The following is a 20255-nucleotide window of genomic DNA, read 5'->3' as shown; positions in this document are numbered from 1 at the left end:
AGGGTCATTTCGTACCTCACCAGAGTGGGAAAGGCTATAGTATAATTAAAAATAATATTAAAAAAAGAATACAAAATTTAGAATACTTTCCGAATAGACATGAAGAGTATTGATTTTTCCAGATAAATAAACTAAAAGCACAGCTATCCAACTTCTTATTAGAAGTCAGAAATCTTACAGCGCACTTTTTAGATTTAATTTGCTTTTTCTACTTCAAAAAGAATTACTGGTTATTTAAAATAATGGCTCGCTTCAGTAACAGGCGATGGGCTCCAGAATTATCAACATACAGAGAACTTTCTTCCTGATTCTGATTGATAACAGGAACTAAGAATTGAAGCAGCAATGGTGTCCAAATCCCAATGCATCCTAAAGTCAAAATTACTTTTAATACATTTATGTTACTTATACGAGCAATCTTTGGATTTGGCTTTGGTAATGCTTTTTTGCTACAAACCGTCTGGGCAGACCAGAAGTGTTCATCAAAATTGTAGTAACTCACCGAAAAATCCCCCTTGATTTGCTTACCTGCACATAAAATGCATTCGGCTTGATGCCTTATCCCTGGTATTGTATAAATTGAAGCTGTTCTGCGCTAGTGTCAGACGTAACAAATACAACTGTAACTTTAGTATGAAGATTTCGTATGACTAATGTCATGGACTATACATATTTATTATGAGTAAAGATTTGAAAATTCTTGTAACCGACCATCTTCCATTTGAATAATGCGATCGGCTATATCTAGAATGCGGGTGTCATACGTTATAAGTAAAACCGCGCAGCCTTCTTCTTTGGCTAGACTTTGAATGATATCAACTACATCTCGCCCTGAGAGCTTATCTGGGTAGTGATCTACGCGATAGCGATCGCAGCTCCCAACAAGGCATTGGAGGTGGAATCAGAAATATATACTGACTATGCTTTGAAGCGTTTAGGAGTTAAAAAATGAGTATTTTTGGAGATAAATCTGCTTCGACTCTGCTAGGGTATAGTTGGAGTAGTTCACGAATTTGATGTTGGTGTATCCAAAGCCTTTTTATTTTCTAATAAAATCGTAGTAGCATTGACAACAGCCTGTGCTGCTCCTGTAAAAAAATTACGGTTTATTGTCTTTGGTGTATCGCTGGGTTGGTGGTAGTGTGGACTGCGTAGATTGGCGGTATCTGTCACCAGTACTGCGCCTACTCCTTGAAACCAGAATGGAGCATGATCGCTACGTAGGGTATCTGGTGTTAGCAAGCCTTTGAGCGGAACTGGCAAGGTAAATATAGGTGGTAGAGAGACTGAAGGTTTGCCCCGCTCTGCTTTGGCGATCGCTACTTCTTGGTCTATTTTTTGAAAGGAATTGAGCAGTGGTAAGTGTTCTGTATCACCAACTACTGCTAAAAAATCACCTTTATCGCTGAGTGGTGTGATAGGCAAACCCGCAGGATACTGCTGACAGCCTGCTGTGTGGCAAGCGTAGCCAACCATATCCATAACAATGACGCCGCGCAGATTCTTCAACAAGTGTGCGGTTTTGGTAACAAAAGCTCTGCTACCCAACAATCCTGCTTCTTCTTTGTCAAAAAACACTACTTGTAAAGTTTTTGGTGTCGGACGAGAACCAAAAAGCCGGGCAATTTCCAAAAGCACAGCAACACCACTAGCATTGTCATCAGCACCGGGAGAGATTGCAACGGTATCGTAATGTGCTCCAACAAGAATAGCTCCTGCTTCTTTATCAGTGCCTTTTCGTTCTGCAAAAACATTTACACCGTCAGAGAACTTTTGCAATTGGGATTTCCAGCCTAATTTTTTTAGTTCCCCGGTAATGTAAGCACGGGTACGCGATCGCTCTGCATCTGTATAACGTTTAAAGTTTAAATTCTGAACATGGACAAACAGCTTGCTAGCTGAGACTTGGGGAGGGGAAGAAACGGAGAGGTTGAGACGCGGTGACGCGGAGAAACTATCAAAAACTTTCCCCGTGTCCCCACCTCCCCGTGTCCCCGTGTCCTCTTCCACCAAGTGCGGATTTTCAACTTTAATAGTTTCAATGACCGATGGTTGCTCACCTTGCCTGAGAAATCCGCTGCCAACAACTGCCGCACACGCTACTAGTATCGCCAGCACCAGCCAAATCCACTTTTTCATTTGATTTATCCGTGCCTTCCTGATTTAGGATAGCCTTTTAGTCAAGTTTGACAAGTTGTCTTTTGACAGAGTTAAAAATTTACTTTAAAGTTCCTCATGATTGGCTATGCCCAAGAAATTTTTCGCAACAACTGGGCTAGCTTAATTACATAATTTAGGAATTGCTAATCGTAAATCTTGTCGATTAGCCATTAGCCGCCAATATGCTAGATTATTTACTCATCATATCTTTGGGGTTTCTGGGAAGTTTTGGACACTGTTTGGGAATGTGTGGCCCTTTGGCTGTAGCATTTTCTCTATCCCATCAACAAAAAACTCCCAATTGGCAGCAGCAATTAACATTTCATACTTTGCTGAACTTTGGCAGACTCCTAAGCTACACCCTTGTTGGTGCTGGAATTGGTGCGTTAGGTTCGATATTACTCAAGAGTGGACAACTTGCAGGAATTGGTAGTGAATTACGCCAGTGGATTGCAATTGTCACAGGCATGATGTTGATTTGGTTTGGGCTAGGACAAATTAAACCGAACTTTTTGCCCCGCATACCAGTGTTGCACCCCCTGTTAAAAGGAAGTTTACACAACCGCTTGAGCGCGGGTATGGTTAAACTTTCCCTCAAAAGCAGATGGTGGACACCAGCAGTTTTAGGAATGACTTGGGGTTTAATGCCTTGTGGTTTCCTTTATGCTGCCCAAATTAAAGCCGCAGAAACTGGTAATTTGGAGATGGGTGCAGCAACTATGCTGGCTTTTGGCATAGGAACCTTACCTACGATGTTAGGTGTTGGTGTTTCTACATCGTTGGTAAGTAAAGACAGGCGCAGTCAATTGTTTCGGTTGGGTGGTTGGTTAACTCTTGCCATTGGTGTACTCACACTGCTGCGAACGGGCGACACAATGGTAGATTACACTGGACACGCCGCGCTGATATTGTTAATGCTGGCGCTGATTGCTCGTCCTGTGAGCGGTTTGTGGGCTGCACCCTTGCGTTATCGTCGTGCTTTGGGAGTAGGGGCTTTTGTGCTTTCTGTTGCTCACACTACCCACATGATAGAGCACTCACTGCAATGGAATTTTGCTGCTTTCTGGTTTTTGCCGCCAGATTTTCAGTGGGGAATGGCTGCGGGTGTAGTGGCACTGGTGTTGATGACTCCCGCCGCATTAACGAGTTTTGATTCTTTACAAAAGTTTTTCGGTAAGCGTTGGCGGCAAATTCATCTTTTGAGTATACCGGCTTTAATCTTGGCTGCCATTCATACAATTATGATTGGCTCACATTACCTTGGTTCTTTGCGATTAAATGATTTCAACAAATTAGCGTCAGTATTGTTGGTAATAATTACTTTTGGTGTATTAGTAGTGAGAAATCGCTTTTTTTGGTCGATACTATCTTTAGAAAAATTTTATGTACCCTTGAGTAAGTCACGTTAAATTTATACAATCTTGATTTAAATTAAAATAAAAAAAGGCGTCTATATATTGATGAAAAATATACAAGCACCTGGGCAAATTTAATTTGGAAAATGGTCAAGTCTTACGCACAAGTCATGGAATAATAAACCGCAGAGGACAGAGAGAACAGGGAGTAAAGAGAATTTTAGAGTAATTTTCCGTAAGTCTTAATGGTGATAATCTGACAATAACAAATGTTTAAATAATAAAATACAAAAAATAATTTTAAGAATCCTTGTTCGACTAAAAATTTGCTTGTATGGCAAGAATTTTGTAATGATATTCTCATGCTTAAAAATCAGTGTTTCACAATCAGGGAGAATTTGATTTGCCGTTTTCAAAAGCAGTCGTATTTTCACTCTCACTAGAGACTACTGCCTCCACAATGCTCAGACAAAGTTCGTTACAAAACACTTCTCGACGCTGCCATGTAACGGCAAAGTATATATTATTGCTAGTCTTGTTTGTTGATTTTCTTTCTCATACTTCTGCCGCATTTGCCCATCAGGTGAAAACGACAGGGGATGTGGGTGCAATTCTCCACATAGAACCAAATGACAATCCTCGCGCTGGAGAACGGACAAAAGCATGGTTTGCCTTGACTCGCAAAGGCGGTAGGGTGATTCGACTAGCAGAGTGTAATTGTCAGTTAAAGGTTTATGCGGAACCTCACGCATCTGGAGAACCTCCTTTGTTGGAACCAGCTTTGCAAGCATTGACGGCGGAGCGCTATCAAGGAGTACCTGGAACAGAACTCACCTTCCCTCGGCAAGGAACTTACCAACTACAACTGCGTGGTAAACCCAAAACAGGGGCAAGTTTTAAACCTTTTGAGTTAAAGTTCAATGTCACTGTGGCAGCTGGTAATGAGGTGTCAGAAAATTCGCGAGGTACACAGGATGGAAATCAGAATTTTACACAGGCACGAACTTCTGGTTTGCCACTTTGGGCGATCGCTTCTTTTGGTTTGATTGTAGTTGGCGTTTTTCTTGCGGTAGTACAACAATTAAATAGAGAGTAGGTATAAATAGAAGGCAGATGGTGAGCCACTGCGGTGGTGAACCAGCACTCTTGGCGGGTTTCCCTCCGCAGGTGATACCATTTCACTTTTTGAGTGATTCATATTCAACCCCTCCCAACCTCCCCTTAGTAAGGGGAGGTGCCGTAGGCGGTGGGGTACATCCATATCAGCCTTTTCGTGAAATAGTATGACTGGCGAAAGGGTTTCCCGGCATAAAGGAGCCAGCGCGTTGGGCGGCTTTGCCGACTTGTAGACGCCCGTCAGGGCGGCTTCCCGGAGGGTAGCGACTGGCGTGAACTGGCGAACCCGAAGGGCTTCAAGGTAGAGTACCTGTAGGGCAGAAGGGAAAAGGTTATTTCCGTCTGCTTTTTAGAAGTTGGCATTTTATATTTAATTATGTCCACCTACTTATGGCTTTGGCGTGGAATAATCAAGCACCAATAAAAAGGCATCCACAAGGGATGCCCCTACCATTTAAGTACTCAGGCAGAATTAATTACACACATTGTTTTGCTGTTCCCTGTTCCCTATCTGTTATTGATGTCTTTTTTGATGCCACTGCCATGCATGAGTGATAATTTCTGGCAGGGCTGAGTACTGGGGTTGCCAACCTAAAATTTTTCGGGCTTTATCGCCACTACCAATCAAAGCTGGTGGATCTCCAGGGCGGCGATCGCACTCCACTACTTTAATATCCTTGCCTGTAACCTGCTTGGCGGCTTCAATCACTTCTTTGACTGAGAAGCCGTTGCCATTTCCTAAGTTAAAAATTTCGCTGTCGCCGCCTTTTAATAAATATTCCAAGCCCAAAACGTGAGCATCTGCTAAATCGCTGACGTGTATATAATCTCGAACACAAGTACCGTCAGTTGTGGGGTAGTCTGTACCAAAAACTGAAATAGATTCGCGTTTACCTAAAGCCGCTAACAACACCAAGGGAATCAAATGAGTTTCTGGATTGTGATCTTCTCCTAACAAACCATTTGGATCTGCGCCGGCGGCATTGAAATAGCGGAAGCGCACTGATTTGAAATCATAGGCGACATCAAAATCAGAAAGAATCTGCTCTACCATCAGCTTGGTAGCGCCATAGGGATTGATCGGATTTTGAGGATGATCTTCTGGGATGGGTACAATGTTGGGAACCCCATAGGTTGCACAAGTGGAAGAAAAGACAAATTTCTTGATAGAAGCAGCTAACATTGCCTCTAACAATGTCAGGGTGCCTACGACATTATTGCGGTAGTACTTGGCTGGATCGACAACTGATTCTCCCACATAGGCATAAGCAGAAAAGTGCATTACGGCTGCAATCTCGTGGCTTTGAAATAAGTTATCCAACAGGGTGCGATCGCCTGTATCTCCCACTATCAGCTCTACATCTAAAGCTTTTTCTACCAAGTCACGGTGTCCGTACACTAAATTATCAAGAATTACCACCTCGTAACCAGCTCGCTTTAGAGCAAGCACTGTATGGGAGCCGATATATCCAGCCCCGCCTGTAACCAAAATTGTGGGCTTTCCAGGCGACATAGTTTTTCCTTGTAATTAAACAACTTCTCAATTAAATTAATTTACCTGAACAGGATTACTGATCTTGAAAATTACAAATATTGCAGTCACTTGACAAAAATTGCTCTAAAATCACTACGACGGTAGTCTTGATGTGAAGGATAGTCATCCCCCTGCGGAAATATCCTTTCATAGGAGTGGCGTTGTGGGGTATTTGCAGTTAGTGACAGTGCGATTACAATTTGACGGTAAAATAACTCAATTTTCCAAAACAACTAGGCTGACCGCAAAAAAAGATTTGAGAGTTAATCTATGTTTATATTGTTAAGCCGGGTACTTCTGTGGCTACTGCTCATAGCTATCTTAGTCACTTTGTTTCAAAGATTTTATCCTTCAGGGACTTTTGTTGGACGATTGCTGTTAGTCGTTCTTTTCCTGATTATCTTACTGTCGTTTATTAACCCCAACGAACCAGCTGTAGCCTCTTTATGGAGGGTAGTCTCTTTTCCACTCAAGCCTTTGGGAGCTTCACTGTTGCTGTTAATTCTTGCGGCTCAGAAGATGAAGGCAGGAGCGATAGATAAGCCAGGAGGTATATATCTAGCTTGGGCATTAACAATTATGCTACTGGCCAGTACGCCAGCTGTTGCTTACTTTTTAGTGCGATCGCCTGTAGCGACGGCAAGTAATTTTAACCCAGCCCTGAATTCAACTTTATCTCCAACACTAGTGGCATTCAAACCAGACTCTACTATCGCTAGCGTGTCAGATGTAGGAAGCAGCATCCTACCGCCTGTGGCAGTTTCACCTTATTTTTTGCAAACTCCTAATGACATTCCCAGAAGAGGTTTGCGGTTAGAAGATTTTGTCCCCAATGCCGAAACACTATCGCTGACGACGCGAGTCTGGGAAAGTTATCTCAATCAGGTTTATTTTTTCTTGCGCGGACGCCAGTCGTAAGTTTAAAAAGACTGGCTTTAAAAAAGGTCATAATGTTACTTTTGTAGCTGAGTGACCTTTTTTTAATTTTATAGCAGTTTATGGATGGGTAATTTATTAAACTTTAGTCTCAAAGCTTGTTTAAATACCTGTCTTTAGTTTTGCTATATATTTCCGTCGGCAGCTACAAAATGCCAGATTTTGGCATACTCTACGATTAAAAAGTGCAAAATAGCTGGAATGGCAAAAACACGACGCCTTGCTAAACTTGGTGCCTACCTACGTCCCCATTGGCGGGATGCGACATTAGGTATTTTTGCTTTGTTCACTGTCAATGCATTGGGTGTTTACATTCCTTTATTAATTCGTTCGGCTGTTGACAAACTTTCGGCAGCTTTTAGCTTTAACCAATTATTAAACTATGTAGTACCCATTGTCTTGCTCACTTCGGCAATGTGGCTAATTCGCATGGCTTCCCGCATTTGGATTTTTGGCGTGGGGCGTCAGGTAGAATTTGAACTTAAACAAACAATTTTTGAACACTTATTAAAGCTGGAACCAGCTTACTTTGTAACTAATACTGCCGGTGATTTGATTAGTCGTGCCACTAGCGATGTAGATAATATCCGGCGGTTGTTGGGTTTTGCAGTCTTAAGTTTGGCAAATACTTTGTTTGCCTATAGTCTGACACTACCAGTCATGCTCTCTATCAGTGTTGATTTAACTGTCTTTTCCTTGGCAGTTTATCCGTTCATGTTTCTGGTGGTACATTTATTTAGTGATCGCCTCCGCAATGAACAACTAGAAGTGCAGGATCGACTCTCTGATACCAGCGACTTGATTCAAGAAGATATCAGTGGCATTGCCTTAATTAAAATCTATGCCCAAGAGGAAAATGAGCGTCGTGCCTTCGCTAGGAGAAATCAACAACTGTTGCAAGCGAATCTCAAACTAGCAAAAAGTCGAAATACGCTGTTTCCTTTGATTGGCGGACTAGCTAATATTAGTTCGCTGGTAATAATCCTATTAGGAGCGACGAGGATTGCCTCTGGAGTACTCGATATTGGAGACTTCGTGGCATTGCTACTATATGTGGAGCGCTTGGTTTTCCCCACTGCTTTATTAGGATTTACAATCACCGCCTACCAACGAGGTGAAGTGAGTATAGATCGGATTGAGGCAATTTTAAGTGTTACACCCAAAATCAAAGATGCATCAGATGCAGTTGATCTGCCAACAGAGCAAGTAAAAGGAGAACTAACAGCCAAAAATCTCAGTTACACTTACCCTGGTTCTGATACTCCCGCTTTAAATCAAGTCAGCTTTAAAATTACACCTGGAGAAACGGTGGCAATTGTGGGAGCTATTGGCTCAGGAAAATCTACTTTGGCTAATACTTTACCTAGATTATTAGATATTGGCAAAGGACAACTGTTTCTAGATGGAATCGACATTACTAAAATCAAGTTGCCAGACTTAAGAAGTGCGATCGCCTACGTACCTCAAGATAGTTTTCTCTTTAGCACCACGATTAAAAACAACATTCGCTATAGTGATCCAGTTGCCGAACAACAAGAAGTAGAATCTGCCGCTACAGTTGCGCAGATTTCCACAGAAATCAGCATTTTTCCGCACCAATACGAAACTATCGTAGGTGAGCGTGGTATCACTCTTTCTGGGGGGCAACGGCAACGTACTGCCCTAGCACGGGCAATTTTGGTGGATGCTCCCGTGTTAATATTGGATGATGCCCTCTCCAGTGTCGATAATCAAACTGCAACAGCAATCCTCAAAAATCTCTCTGGCGGCACTAAACGCAAAACTGTAGTTTTTATCACGCACCAACTGTCTGCGGCGGCGACTGCTGATAGGATTTTTGTGATGGATAAAGGTCAAATTGTGCAAGTAGGAAGACATTTAGATCTAATCCAAGAACCAGGGCTGTACAGAACTTTATGGAGCCAGCATCAAGTCGAGGAATTACTGCATTAAATCTTCACTTGCCTTGGGTGAGTTTCGATTTTTGTACAGACGTGCCATGGCACGTCTGTACAGATTTGTCTTAGGGTAAGCCGCGATCGCATAACTAAAAACAAAGAACCCCGGTTTCTTCAGATCAGCCGGAGTTCTTACAAGGCGCGTTTTAAGCGTAATCTAGTTGTTCCACTTAGTTCTTTCGGTGTTACACTCACGTGAGGATGTAATGGATGATTACTTGGTAGCTCTTTTAAAAAGCTCCAATTCTACCAAAAATTACATAGAAGGTTTTGGCAACCACTAGAATGTCATATAATGGATACCACTTTTTTTGGTACTGCAAGTCTAAGTCAACTATTTGCTCAAAATCCTTCACACGGGAACGTCCGCTCACTTGCCATTCACCTGTTAACCCAGGTTTGACGTTTAAACGCTGCCAGTGACGCTGGTTGTAGTGAATCACTTCATCTGCTGTCGGTGGGCGTGTTCCTACTAAACTCATTTCACCGACTAGAACGTTCCAAAACTGAGGCAGTTCGTCTAAACTCGTACTCCGCAAAAACCGCCCTACTTTTGTAACACGAAAGTCATTCTTGTTCTTGAAAATCAGTCCGTTTGCTTCGTTGCTTACTAGAGACTTCAACCGTTCGGCATCAGTTACCATAGAACGGAATTTACGAATACGAAATGGACGCCCTTGCAGTCCGTAACGCTCTTGTGTGAAAAATATAGGGCCTGGACTATCAATTTTAATAGCGATCGCGATCGGTATAAATAAGATTGCTAGAACTATAAGTCCTATTAAGCTTCCTACTATATCTAAATAACGTTTAAATTTGGAGTTAACCGAGGGATGAACTGCTAATTCTAATTTTCTAGTATTGCTAGCATTGGAAGTTGCATTTTCAACAACGGTTGTGAATGGTAATTGGTACATTGTCAAGCCGAATGTTGAGCTAATAATTTATTTTTACAAAGCTTCACCTAAGAATATAAACTCGTTAATTGCTAAAACACACAATTACCACCGTATATTCACTGAATCTTCATCAAAGTTCAGTAAATTCATCATTTTTCATAAAATTCGGATAAAGTAACGGAATATCCCTTAAGGATGATGAAAATTTATTCTCTATATGGATACTTGGGTTAGTTGTGTTATATTTTGCCACTAAAACATTGCGTATTTGAAGATTTAACGATTATCTTAGTTATTTATTAATAGCAGATCATTTCCTAATTACCAGGAGTGATCGCAAGGACATACTTTGCTCAAGCGACTTTTTTGTTTACTGGGCTTAATTTTAGTCGATGTATATAATTCAGTAGTTTTCTTTTGTTAAAGGAAACTATCGTAACTAAATATCTTCCACCTTAGTCAGTAATTTTTATACTACGAAGACTACTATGTAGAAGTACCACTGAATCTAAACTAATACCGTCACAAATTTAAAATAAATTCAAAAATTTTGTATACAGTACTGTCTGTATTCAATAGTTCAAAATATATAAAAACTAAGTGAAAACTTTGCTGGCATTCTATCTCAACATTGAGGAGTTAAAAAATGGTTGTAGCAGATGTGGAAGTAAAATTAAATCGCCTAGAATCAATCGTTGAGCAGATTGGAGAAGCAGTGCTCTCAACGACTGAGACGATTGAGCGTCTGGCGTATAGAGTGGATAATCTCAGCACTCAAGTTGAAGAACAGGGAAAACAAGTACAGCAACAAGGCTACCAAATTTTGGCATTGTGCGATGCAGTACAAACTCTTGCTGAAATCCAAGATAATTCACTGCAAAAACTCAGCCAACTGACACAATCTTTAGAACGTTTGATGACATTAGTTGAAGAGTCATGATGAATTACATTTGGATAACTCCCTATAGGAACACTCAAAATGAACCTATCTTATACATTAAGGTAGTAAAATTCTACCAATTCAAAAATGTTTGCAACACATCCTGATGTAGAGATTTACCATGGCACGTCTCTACAATGTCTATTTGTCGCATTCTTTTTTCAAATTGGTATTAAAATCATCAAAATAAAATTTAGTATAGGTTTATTGTTAGTTGTTCTCTTGAAATTTTTATTAATAAACTGAACTGTAGTTTTTGCTGTGATTTGTGTGAATGTCTGCTCGCCATTGGTGGTGAGATTAACATAATTCTCCGACAGAAACGCAGCTTAAATAAAAAAGCGATCGCATCCACGCAATCGCTCTCATAAATATTTACCCAATCTCTAGACAAACAAATTAAATATTCACCAAAGAGTAGAAAAACAAATGCTTAAATCTTGGCTTCTTCTTTAACCAATTTTTCCCAACCCAAATCTTTTAAATTATGATTACGACGCAGAGGACGAGTTACTAATTCTAAAATGTCACGGGCATTGGTAAAGCCGTGAATTTGAGCAAAGGTGAATTCTACAGACCATTTTGTATTTATACCACGTGCTTCCAATGGATTAGCATGAGCCATACCAGTAATTACCAAATCAGGCTGCAACTCATAGATACGTTGGATTTGGTTATAGTTGTCTGGCTTTTCGATAATTTTTGGTATTGGTGCGCCCATTTCTTGGCAAGTCTTCTCTAACAAAGCTAACTCAGCAGCTTGGTAGCGTTTATCCATGTAGGGAATACCAATTTCTTGAACTATCATGCCGCAGCGAATCAAGAAACGCGCTAGAGAAACTTCTAACAAGTTATCGCCCATAAAAAAGACTGACTTGCCGCGAATTAATTTAATATACTCTTCCAGATTTTGCCAAATTTGAGCCTCGCGTTCTTCAAGCCCTTTGGGAGTAATACCAAATACCGAACAGATTTTCTCAATCCAAGCACGAGTACCATCAGGCCCGATCGGGAAGGGTGCACCAATCAGTTTACACTTACGACGGCGCATTAGAGTAGTAGCAGTACGGCTGAGGAAGGGATTAACACCAGCAACATAATACCCTTCTTCAATCACAGGTAGTTCTGTAAAGCGCTTGGCGGGTAGCCAGCCAGAAACTTTAATGCCTTGTTTCTTCAGTTCTAAGGTTAACTGAGTAACCACAGGATCGGGGAGAGAACCAAATAAAACCAGAGGCGGGTGATTAACATATTCAGCCTCTTCTTCAGCAACTTCTTCTTTTTTCTTACCAAAGTTGAGCAGCTTTTGAATAGCGTTACGCTCATTCTTTTCAGTTTCTACCACAGGAGCCTGATTAGGACAACGGGCAGCCATCGCGGCTAACACCGTGTCTTCTCCTTGAGTGAAGGCGTAGTCTAAGCCGTTGGCACGAGCTACAACAATGGGAATACCAATTTCAGATTCTAGCTTTGGTGCCAAGCCTTCCAAATCCATTTTGATAATTTCGGTAGTGCAGGTGCCAATCCAAACAATAACGCTGGGATTGCGATCGCGTTTTATCTGCAAGCACAGCCGCTTTAGTTCTTCATAATCGTTGAGCTGTGCTGAAATATCTCCTTCTTCTAACTCTGCCATTGCATAACGCGGTTCCGCAAAAATCATTACCCCCATCGCATTTTGCAGGAAGTAGCCACAAGTCTTGGTACCAATCACTAAAAAGAAACTATCTTCTATTTTTTGGTATAACCACGCTACACAGCTGATTGGGCAAAAAGTATGATAATTACCGGTTTCACATTCAAAATTTAAAGCTTCTGGTTGAGCTACAGTCATTTTTTTATATTCTCCCCTTGATTTTTAAGGCATAGCTAATAGCTAATAGCTATTAGCTACTAGCCAACTCACGCTTTGGGGAAGAGACGGGCAATTTCCGAGTCATCAAAAGTGCTATTTGTCAGTTCTTCCCCTACAAAAATATCAGTATTGCTTTCACCCTGAAGTTGTGCTGTTTCGTCACCCCAAACATCTGACAAAACTTCGGTAAAATCATCCTTTTCTGGTGCAACGGTAGCCGAAATTTGGTTGCCTATTTCATTTAATTCATCAAAAGAAATATCACCAAATTCATCTTCCTCATCGCTTTGCATTAGCTCTGGGGACTCATTTTTAGGTTGCTGCTCTGGAAATGAGAAATTTTCGTCTAATCCATTCAAGGTTGCAACTGCCACGGCTCTGAGTTGATCTCGCACAGTTTCATCGCTACCCATCTGGTTTTGTTCATGGTTATCAGTTATTCCCATCTCTTGAGCGATCGCACCGTTGCCAAAACCATTAATCTGAGGAATCGTCAGTGTTTCATCATGGAGTTTTTCTTCCAAACATACTGCTGACTCATCCCCATCTTCCGAGCTTTGTGATTTGGGTATCAGGCAGTTACCGAGGGCATAGTCTGGATCGAAATTTAAACCCAGCACCTCAATGAGAGTATCAGCATCAGGATTCAGTCTGGAAAAGGGTAGCATTAATTGCGCTAGTTTTGGTTCTAGGGCGTTAGCTACTCCCAAGATGAGGTAAGAAGGTGGTCGCTTTCCGCCATCCGGTGTATAAACTGATTCAACCTCCATGTGAAGCTTGATCCAATCACGATTGACCTGAAAAAAATGCAACCACTTCTGCTTTAATGACTCTGTAAAGCTGTAAAAAAAGGCCATGTTGTCCCTCATCCTGAGAAAAAAAATGATTCATACAATCATCAAGTCTAATTCCTCTTCCGGATTAGGAACCTGTGGTTTATTCGGATTTAAGTAAAAATCAGATAACAAAGAGAACAATTCCCGATCCTGGGCGTCTTTCGGAACGACACCCTCTGGCATTGCCAGTAGTTGATCAGCAATATTTAAGTAATAATCGCAAACGTAATTTAAAGATGGTTCATGCTCTGCCATTTCAAATAAAGTTTTACCTTTGACACGAGAAACACGAATATCTTCAATCAAAGGCAAGACTTCTAATACTGGCATTGGTACTGATTCCACATACTTGTCAATCAAATCGCGCTTAGAAGTACGATTGCCAATTAAGCCAGCCAAACGCAAAGGGTGAGTCCGTGCTTTTTCGCGTACAGAAGCGGCAATCCGATTAGCAGCGAATAAAGCATCAAAGCCGTTGTCAGTAACAATCATGCAGTAGTCAGCATAGTTGAGAGGAGCGGCAAAACCACCGCAAACCACATCGCCCAAAACGTCAAATAAAATTACATCGTACTCATCAAAAGCATTAAGCTCTTTAAGTAATTTTACCGTCTCGCCTACTACGTAGCCACCGCATCCCGCACCAGCAGGAGGCCCACCAGCTTCTACGCAATCTACTCCACCATAACCTTTATAGATTACATCTTCTGGCCAGATATCTTCGTAATGGTAATCCTTTTCCTGAAGGGTATCGATAATAGTCGGAATCAAAAAGCCAGTCAGGGTGAAGGTGCTGTCGTGTTTTGGATCGCAACCAATTTGCAGCACTTTCTTGCCGCGCTTGGCTAGAGCCACAGATATATTACAGCTTGTTGTAGATTTACCGATACCGCCCTTTCCGTAAACTGCTAATTTCACTGTTTTTGCCTCTTATCGTTTTTTTATCAAACTCTTGGCTCAAACACTTGCAGCACCGCCTTGGATGACGATGTGTGAGGTCTTCGAGTGCCATTATTGTCCAAATAAAACTGAAAATAAAGGGGTGGTTAAAGTCTATTAGGTCGCTATCAAGCTAAATATTTTGAAATTAATTGATTTTTTAATTATAGGAATTCCAAATGCTTCCAGTGCTCTTTAAAATCTAAATTAATAAATTTATATAATTAAATAATGTAAATTAGTTACAAAATACAAATAACTGAAAACCTTATGAAATATATGCTTAGAATCAAAAGAATTATGGTAAAAGTCACAAAAAACAGATCCCCGACTTCTCTAAGAAGTCGGGGATCTTGCAGGGCAAAGGCGCACTAGCTCCCTGTAGCCTTTTCAAGCTACTCCCCCAGGGGCAACAGCCTAAAAGCTCGTCATCAAATTACCCCTTCTGCCTTGAAAGTTACCTCACCCCGTCGTGTCGGACACCCCTCTCCTTACCAAGGAGAGGGGCAGGGGTGAGGTTTTTCATGTCTGGCGGTGAAACTTGTTTCATCGGGGCTACCGTCTGCCGTCTGCCTTATTTTCAAAAAGATATAAAAAATTATTACATTTAAAAAAACTGACTTAATTTTCGCAAAATTAGCTTGATGACGAGCAGGGCGATCGCGAAACCTCTCCTTCTATTGCCTCGATTTCTTGCAATGATTGCCAGCCGGGGTGCCATTGGGAACTATCTTGCAATAATTTAGCGTTGATCCAAAAGCGGACATTGGAGTCACAAGAAGCTACCATTTCGGCATATACCCATTTACCCTGATTTTTACGGTTGACAACTTGGAAGTGTCGCCAACCATCGACTTTTTTTTGGGCTGTCCATTTAGAACCAACTAAGTAAGGAAATTTTGGTTTTTTAGTCATTTGTAGTCAAAGTTTTATACTGTCTATCATTTCGCATTTGCTACTTTACCTAAAATCATCGTAACTCGCTGTGCAATAGGTAAAACAATGCCTTGGAATGATTACATAGTTAAAAATTTCAGAATTAAGTGATTACACTAGAAGATGAAATAGTGGGATTTACTGAATCAAGCCATTTAATTTATGTGAGCAAAATTACTATCAGCAAAAAAGCGATCGCCCATCCGCACTCATCCAATTAGGACAACACCTTTACCACTGGTTGGATAGCAAACATGAATTACTGCTATGTGTGTCTCTGCGTCCCCGCATCCCCTTGTCCTCTTCTCAGACGGTAATACTACTTTAGAAAGACGTGAAGACCGATCCAGCTAGATGCTCGCTTCTTTTTACAATGACTTTATAAGAACAAAACTTATTTTGTGCGCGTTTTGTTGTTCGTTCCTCGAAAAGCCTATGCAACCAACCAATCCAAACCAATTTACAGAAAAAGCTTGGGAAGCGATCGCGCATACTCCTGAAATTGCCAAACAATATCAACAGCAGCAGATCGAAAGCGAACACCTGATGAAGGCGTTGCTAGATCAAGAAGGTTTAGCCAGCCCGATTTTTAACAAAGCAGGTGTCAACGTTCAAAAGCTGCGTGATCGCACCGATCAATTTATCCAACGTCAACCAAAAGTATCTGGTAGCAGCAGTTCTGTATACTTAGGACGGAGTTTAGATACACTTTTAGATCGATCTGATACCTATCGCAAAGAGTTTGGTGACGAGTATATCTCAATAGAACACTTATTACTTGCTTACGCCAAAGACGATCGCTTTGGCAAAAGTCTATTTCAAGAATTTGGATTAGACGAAAGAAAACTAAAAGATATTATTAAACAAGTTCGGGGGAGCCAGAAAGTGACCGATCAAAATCCAGAAGGCAAATACCAAGCACTGGAGAAATATGGGCGCGATCTCACCGAGGCAGCACGTCAAGGTAAACTCGATCCGGTGATCGGACGCGATGATGAAATTCGCCGTACTATTCAAATTCTCTCTCGCCGTACCAAGAATAACCCCGTATTGATCGGGGAACCGGGCGTGGGTAAGACTGCGATCGTGGAAGGTTTAGCACAGCGCATCGTTGCTGGTGATGTACCCCAGTCGCTCAAAGATCGCAAGCTGATGGCTTTGGATATGGGTGCTTTGATTGCGGGGGCAAAATTCCGAGGTGAATTTGAAGAACGTCTCAAAGCCGTCCTCAAAGAAGTCACCGAATCTGGTGGCAATATAATTTTGTTTATTGATGAAATTCACACAGTTGTTGGTGCAGGTGCTACCCAAGGGGCAATGGATGCCAGCAACTTGCTCAAACCAATGTTGGCGCGGGGTGAATTGCGCTGTATTGGTGCGACAACGTTAGATGAATATCGCAAGTATATTGAAAAAGATGCTGCTTTAGAGCGACGCTTTCAACAAGTTTATGTAGATCAACCTACTGTAGAAGATACAATTTCGATTCTGCGCGGGTTGAAAGAGCGCTACGAACTTCACCACGGGGTGAAAATTTCTGATAGTGCCTTGGTTGCAGCCGCGACATTGTCGAGTCGATATATTAGCGATCGCTTCTTGCCAGACAAAGCCATTGACTTGGTAGACGAAGCCGCAGCCAGACTGAAAATGGAGATTACTTCTAAACCAGAAGAACTTGACGAAATTGATCGCAAGATTCTGCAATTAGAAATGGAAAGGCTGTCGCTGCAAAAAGAAAGCAATGCTGCCTCCAGGGAACGTTTGGAAAAATTAGAAAAAGAACTGGCAGACTTAAAAGAAGAACAAAGGGCGTTAAATGCTCAATGGCAGTCTGAAAAAGACATTATCACCAAAATTCAGTCTGTAAAAGAAGAAATTGATCGTGTGAATTTAGAGATTCAGCAAGCGGAACGCAACTACGATCTCAACCGTGCGGCTGAGTTGAAATACGGTAAGTTAACCGATTTGCACCGTAAATTAGAAGCAGCAGAAAGTGAATTAACACAAACTCAACGTAGTGGCAAATCACTGTTGCGCGAAGAAGTCACCGAATCTGACATTGCGGAAGTAATTTCTAAGTGGACGGGTATTCCCATCAGTAAGCTAGTCGAATCTGAGAAAGAAAAACTGTTGCACTTAGAAGATGAACTGCACCAACGCGTGATTGGGCAAGATGAAGCAGTCACAGCCGTTGCCGATGCCATTCAGCGCTCTCGTGCTGGTTTAGCAGATCCCAATCGTCCCATCGCTAGCTTTATTTTCCTCGGCCCCACGGGTGTTGGTAAAACTGAGTTAGGAAAAGCGTTGGCTGCCTATCTATTTGACACCGAAGAGGCAATGGTGCGGATTGATATGTCCGAGTATATGGAGAAACACGCAGTCTCCAGGCTGATTGGTGCGCCTCCAGGATACGTAGGTTACGAAGAAGGCGGACAATTAACCGAAGCGATTCGCCGTCGTCCCTACGCAGTAGTTCTCTTCGACGAAATCGAAAAAGCACATCCGGATGTCTTCAATATCTTGTTGCAAATTCTCGATGACGGACGCGTTACCGATGCTCAAGGTCATACCGTAGACTTTAAGAATACGATCATTATTATGACTAGCAATATCGGTTCGCAGTTCATCCTCGATTTAGCAGGAGATGACTCCCGCTACGATGAAATGCGCCATCGGGTGATGGAAGCCATGCGAAATAGTTTCCGTCCAGAGTTTCTCAACCGCGTTGATGAAATCATTATCTTCCACGGTTTGCAGAAACAGGAATTGCGCAAAATTGTCCAACTGCAAGTCAACCGATTGCAGCAAAGATTGGGCGATCGCAAAATGTCTCTCAAGCTCTCGGATACTGCACTTGACTTTTTATCCGAAGTAGGATACGACCCTGTATTTGGAGCACGTCCCTTGAAGCGAGCGATTCAAAGGGAATTAGAAACTCCGATCGCTAAAGCTATATTACGTGGCGAATTCAACGACGGCGACACCATCTTTGTCGATGTCGAAAACGAACGCCTTGCTTTCAAGCGTTTACCCGTTGAGTTGTTAACCACTTAATAAAAGGGTACTGAGTATCGGGGATTGGTGATTGGGAAGAAGAGGATACGGGAGGTGGGGACACGGAGAATCGATCAGCACGTTCTTGTGCCTTGTCTCCTTGTCTCACCACGCCAGGTGCTATAACGGAGGAAACCGCAAGGGCGCACTGGCTCCTGTCCCCCTCACGCCAGTCGCCAGCCTACCTTCGGAACCCCTCCGGGGAACGGGAAGCCGCGCAAAGCGCGTCTACAAGTTGGGGAACCCTTACTTTCGCTTATCCGCCTTCGGCGTCTACGCCAGTCGCCTGTGGAGGAGGACAGTCCGTTGCAGGGGTCTCCCCCCAACCCCAACGCCAGTCGCTACCCTCCGGGAAGCCGCCCTGACGGGCGTCTACAAGTCGGGAAACCCGCCCACGGCGAGCTCCTCCGTGGGGGCCCCAAAGCCTCCCGTTGTAGGAACTGTCCGTTGGAAACCCTACCAAGAGCGCTGGCTCCTCTTCAAGCGTCCCTAGCCCCTATTTATTCCTCCTGCTACTTACATCCATTGAGTCTCAAATGCATCTTGTCCTGTCCCGTAAATCAAGTTGCCGTATGCTTGCCAATAGTCAATTTCTTCAGGAGTGAGTGGTGGAGCATTGAGGACAGACAGGTTTGCCTCTAATTGTTGTAAATTTTGTGGGGCTGTAAGTGCTAAATTTACTGCTTTTTGATGTAGTACGTAGCGATAGCAATCCGCCGCAGTAGGAGGTTCTTGTTGCCAACGGGGATGCCCTTGTAAAAGAGTTTTCCAACGTGTACAGGTGAAAGCAACCACAGGAATCCCAGCCTTGTAAGCAGATGGTAAAACATCCTCTTCTACTTTGCGATGAGCCATATTGTAACGATGCATCAATACCTGAAACTTACCTAGATTAATTAGTTTCAAGGCAAGGGTTCGGTTGTGGGTACTAACTCCCACATAACGTACAAGTCTTTTTTCTTGCCAAGAATATAATTCATCCAGCATTGCCTCAACTTGAGTCATATCATCATCAGGACAGACATACTCAGCAAAAAAGACATCCACTTCATCGACATTTAGACAACGACGCACAGAGTCGAAATAACTACGCAACCCGCTAATATCCCGTTCTTGATATCCTGTTGCAACCAAAACTTGTTTGCGTTTGCTCGCTAAAAGAGATTTTAGTCCCCCCAACAAGCTCTCAAACTTTAGGTTGTAAAAGAAGAAGTAATTGACTCCTGCCTCGAATGCTACTGTCACTGCCGTACTATCTAACCCTGAATGCCCCGCCAAACCGATTATGCTTGTTGGCTGTCCGTTTTGGGTTACTAACTCCATACTCGACTGCCCCGATTCAAAAAGCTTGCATCAAAACAATTAAAACCAGTTAAGTTAAATCTTTAAATCCTGATTTTCACTTGTAAAATTAGTTTGATTAGACGATAATCATTTTCACAACAATCTAAGCTCTACATTTTAATTAAGAATTACTATCATATAGTTTTAAAATCACCAAGATAGTTCGTAGTTAAATGGAACAAGAAAAACACCTCCAACCTGATTTTGTATTGAAATCAATTGAGATAAACAGGCTGATAGGTGTCAATTAAAATATATCCATTCACTTAGTGAACTCACCTCGAAGGTGAATTTTTGCATTTTGATTGTCACTAGAATATTATGTCAGATTTTATTCACCTATTAGAAAAGATTAAATAAATTTAAGCTAATTAAGAAGCTATTTTCGCAATT

16 protein-coding genes are annotated in these 20255 nt (G+C 42.0%); 7 read left to right on the top strand and 9 right to left on the bottom strand.

Going from position 1 to position 20255, the window contains the following annotated elements:
• Positions 1-223: 223 nt before the first annotated feature.
• Positions 224-502, bottom strand: a complete 279-nt coding sequence (locus QUB80_RS15560; RefSeq protein WP_289790420.1) for a hypothetical protein — start codon at positions 500-502, stop codon at positions 224-226.
• 503 nt (positions 503-1005) lie between these two features.
• On the bottom strand, positions 1006-2139 hold the full coding sequence (locus tag QUB80_RS15555; protein WP_289790419.1) for a M28 family peptidase: 1134 nt from the start codon (positions 2137-2139) through the stop codon (positions 1006-1008).
• Between the two features lie 203 nt (positions 2140-2342).
• Between QUB80_RS15555 and QUB80_RS15550 the strand changes: the two genes are divergently transcribed.
• The 3 genes from QUB80_RS15550 to QUB80_RS15540 all read left to right on the top strand — a co-directional run bounded on the left by QUB80_RS15550 (position 2343) and on the right by QUB80_RS15540 (position 4802).
• Positions 2343-3569, top strand: coding sequence for an urease accessory protein UreH domain-containing protein (locus QUB80_RS15550; protein ID WP_289790418.1), 1227 nt, complete (start codon positions 2343-2345; stop codon positions 3567-3569).
• A gap of 406 nt (positions 3570-3975) precedes the next feature.
• Entirely contained in the window at positions 3976-4611 is a 636-nt protein-coding gene (locus QUB80_RS15545; protein WP_289790658.1) for a hypothetical protein, read from the top strand.
• A 17-nt stretch (positions 4612-4628) separates the two neighbouring features.
• Positions 4629-4802 (top strand): hypothetical protein, encoded by a 174-nt coding sequence (locus tag QUB80_RS15540; RefSeq protein ID WP_289790417.1) that lies wholly within the window; start codon positions 4629-4631, stop codon positions 4800-4802.
• A 343-nt stretch (positions 4803-5145) separates the two neighbouring features.
• Here QUB80_RS15540 and galE read toward each other — a convergent pair whose 3' ends face one another.
• Complete coding sequence (galE, locus tag QUB80_RS15535; RefSeq protein ID WP_289790416.1) at positions 5146-6144, bottom strand: UDP-glucose 4-epimerase GalE; 999 nt, start codon at positions 6142-6144, stop codon at positions 5146-5148.
• A gap of 291 nt (positions 6145-6435) precedes the next feature.
• On the opposite strand from galE, the gene fraI reads away from it, so the two are divergent.
• Together fraI and QUB80_RS15525 are read left to right on the top strand one after the other, a co-directional pair.
• A complete protein-coding gene (gene fraI, locus QUB80_RS15530) occupies positions 6436-7083 on the top strand; it encodes a septal nanopore formation protein FraI (RefSeq protein WP_289790415.1) in 648 nt (215 codons plus the stop codon).
• A gap of 219 nt (positions 7084-7302) precedes the next feature.
• The gene (locus QUB80_RS15525) at positions 7303-9054 is read left to right on the top strand and encodes an ABC transporter ATP-binding protein (RefSeq protein WP_289790414.1); all 1752 of its coding nucleotides are present in this window, start codon (positions 7303-7305) and stop codon (positions 9052-9054) included.
• Between the two features lie 235 nt (positions 9055-9289).
• Here QUB80_RS15525 and QUB80_RS15520 read toward each other — a convergent pair whose 3' ends face one another.
• A complete protein-coding gene (locus QUB80_RS15520) occupies positions 9290-9976 on the bottom strand; it encodes a sugar transferase (protein ID WP_289790413.1) in 687 nt (228 codons plus the stop codon).
• Between the two features lie 628 nt (positions 9977-10604).
• On the opposite strand from QUB80_RS15520, the gene QUB80_RS15515 reads away from it, so the two are divergent.
• On the top strand, positions 10605-10898 hold the full coding sequence (locus QUB80_RS15515; RefSeq protein WP_289790412.1) for a hypothetical protein: 294 nt from the start codon (positions 10605-10607) through the stop codon (positions 10896-10898).
• A 433-nt stretch (positions 10899-11331) separates the two neighbouring features.
• Here QUB80_RS15515 and QUB80_RS15510 read toward each other — a convergent pair whose 3' ends face one another.
• From QUB80_RS15510 to QUB80_RS15495, 4 genes are all read right to left on the bottom strand, one after another.
• Positions 11332-12732, bottom strand: a complete 1401-nt coding sequence (locus QUB80_RS15510; protein WP_289790411.1) for a ferredoxin:protochlorophyllide reductase (ATP-dependent) subunit N — start codon at positions 12730-12732, stop codon at positions 11332-11334.
• 68 nt (positions 12733-12800) lie between these two features.
• Positions 12801-13610, bottom strand: coding sequence for a DUF5331 domain-containing protein (locus tag QUB80_RS15505; protein WP_289790410.1), 810 nt, complete (start codon positions 13608-13610; stop codon positions 12801-12803).
• Positions 13611-13640: 30 nt separating this feature from the next.
• Complete coding sequence (gene bchL, locus QUB80_RS15500; protein WP_289790409.1) at positions 13641-14507, bottom strand: ferredoxin:protochlorophyllide reductase (ATP-dependent) iron-sulfur ATP-binding protein; 867 nt, start codon at positions 14505-14507, stop codon at positions 13641-13643.
• Between the two features lie 657 nt (positions 14508-15164).
• Positions 15165-15443 carry a TIGR02450 family Trp-rich protein gene (locus tag QUB80_RS15495; protein WP_289790408.1) on the bottom strand — a complete coding sequence of 93 codons (279 nt, stop codon included), beginning with the start codon at positions 15441-15443 and terminating at the stop codon, positions 15165-15167.
• A 456-nt stretch (positions 15444-15899) separates the two neighbouring features.
• On the opposite strand from QUB80_RS15495, the gene clpB reads away from it, so the two are divergent.
• Positions 15900-18518, top strand: a complete 2619-nt coding sequence (gene clpB / locus QUB80_RS15490) for an ATP-dependent chaperone ClpB (protein WP_289790407.1) — start codon at positions 15900-15902, stop codon at positions 18516-18518.
• Between the two features lie 516 nt (positions 18519-19034).
• On the opposite strand, the gene QUB80_RS15485 is transcribed toward clpB, so the two are convergent.
• Positions 19035-19841 (bottom strand): aldo/keto reductase, encoded by an 807-nt coding sequence (locus QUB80_RS15485; protein ID WP_289790406.1) that lies wholly within the window; start codon positions 19839-19841, stop codon positions 19035-19037.
• Positions 19842-20255 lie beyond the last annotated feature (414 nt).

The organism is Chlorogloeopsis sp. ULAP01 (genome assembly GCF_030381805.1).
GTDB lineage: Bacteria > Cyanobacteriota > Cyanobacteriia > Cyanobacteriales > Nostocaceae > Chlorogloeopsis.
Note: the sequence above shows the minus strand (reverse complement) of the source record. Positions and strands in the feature narration are given on the sequence as shown.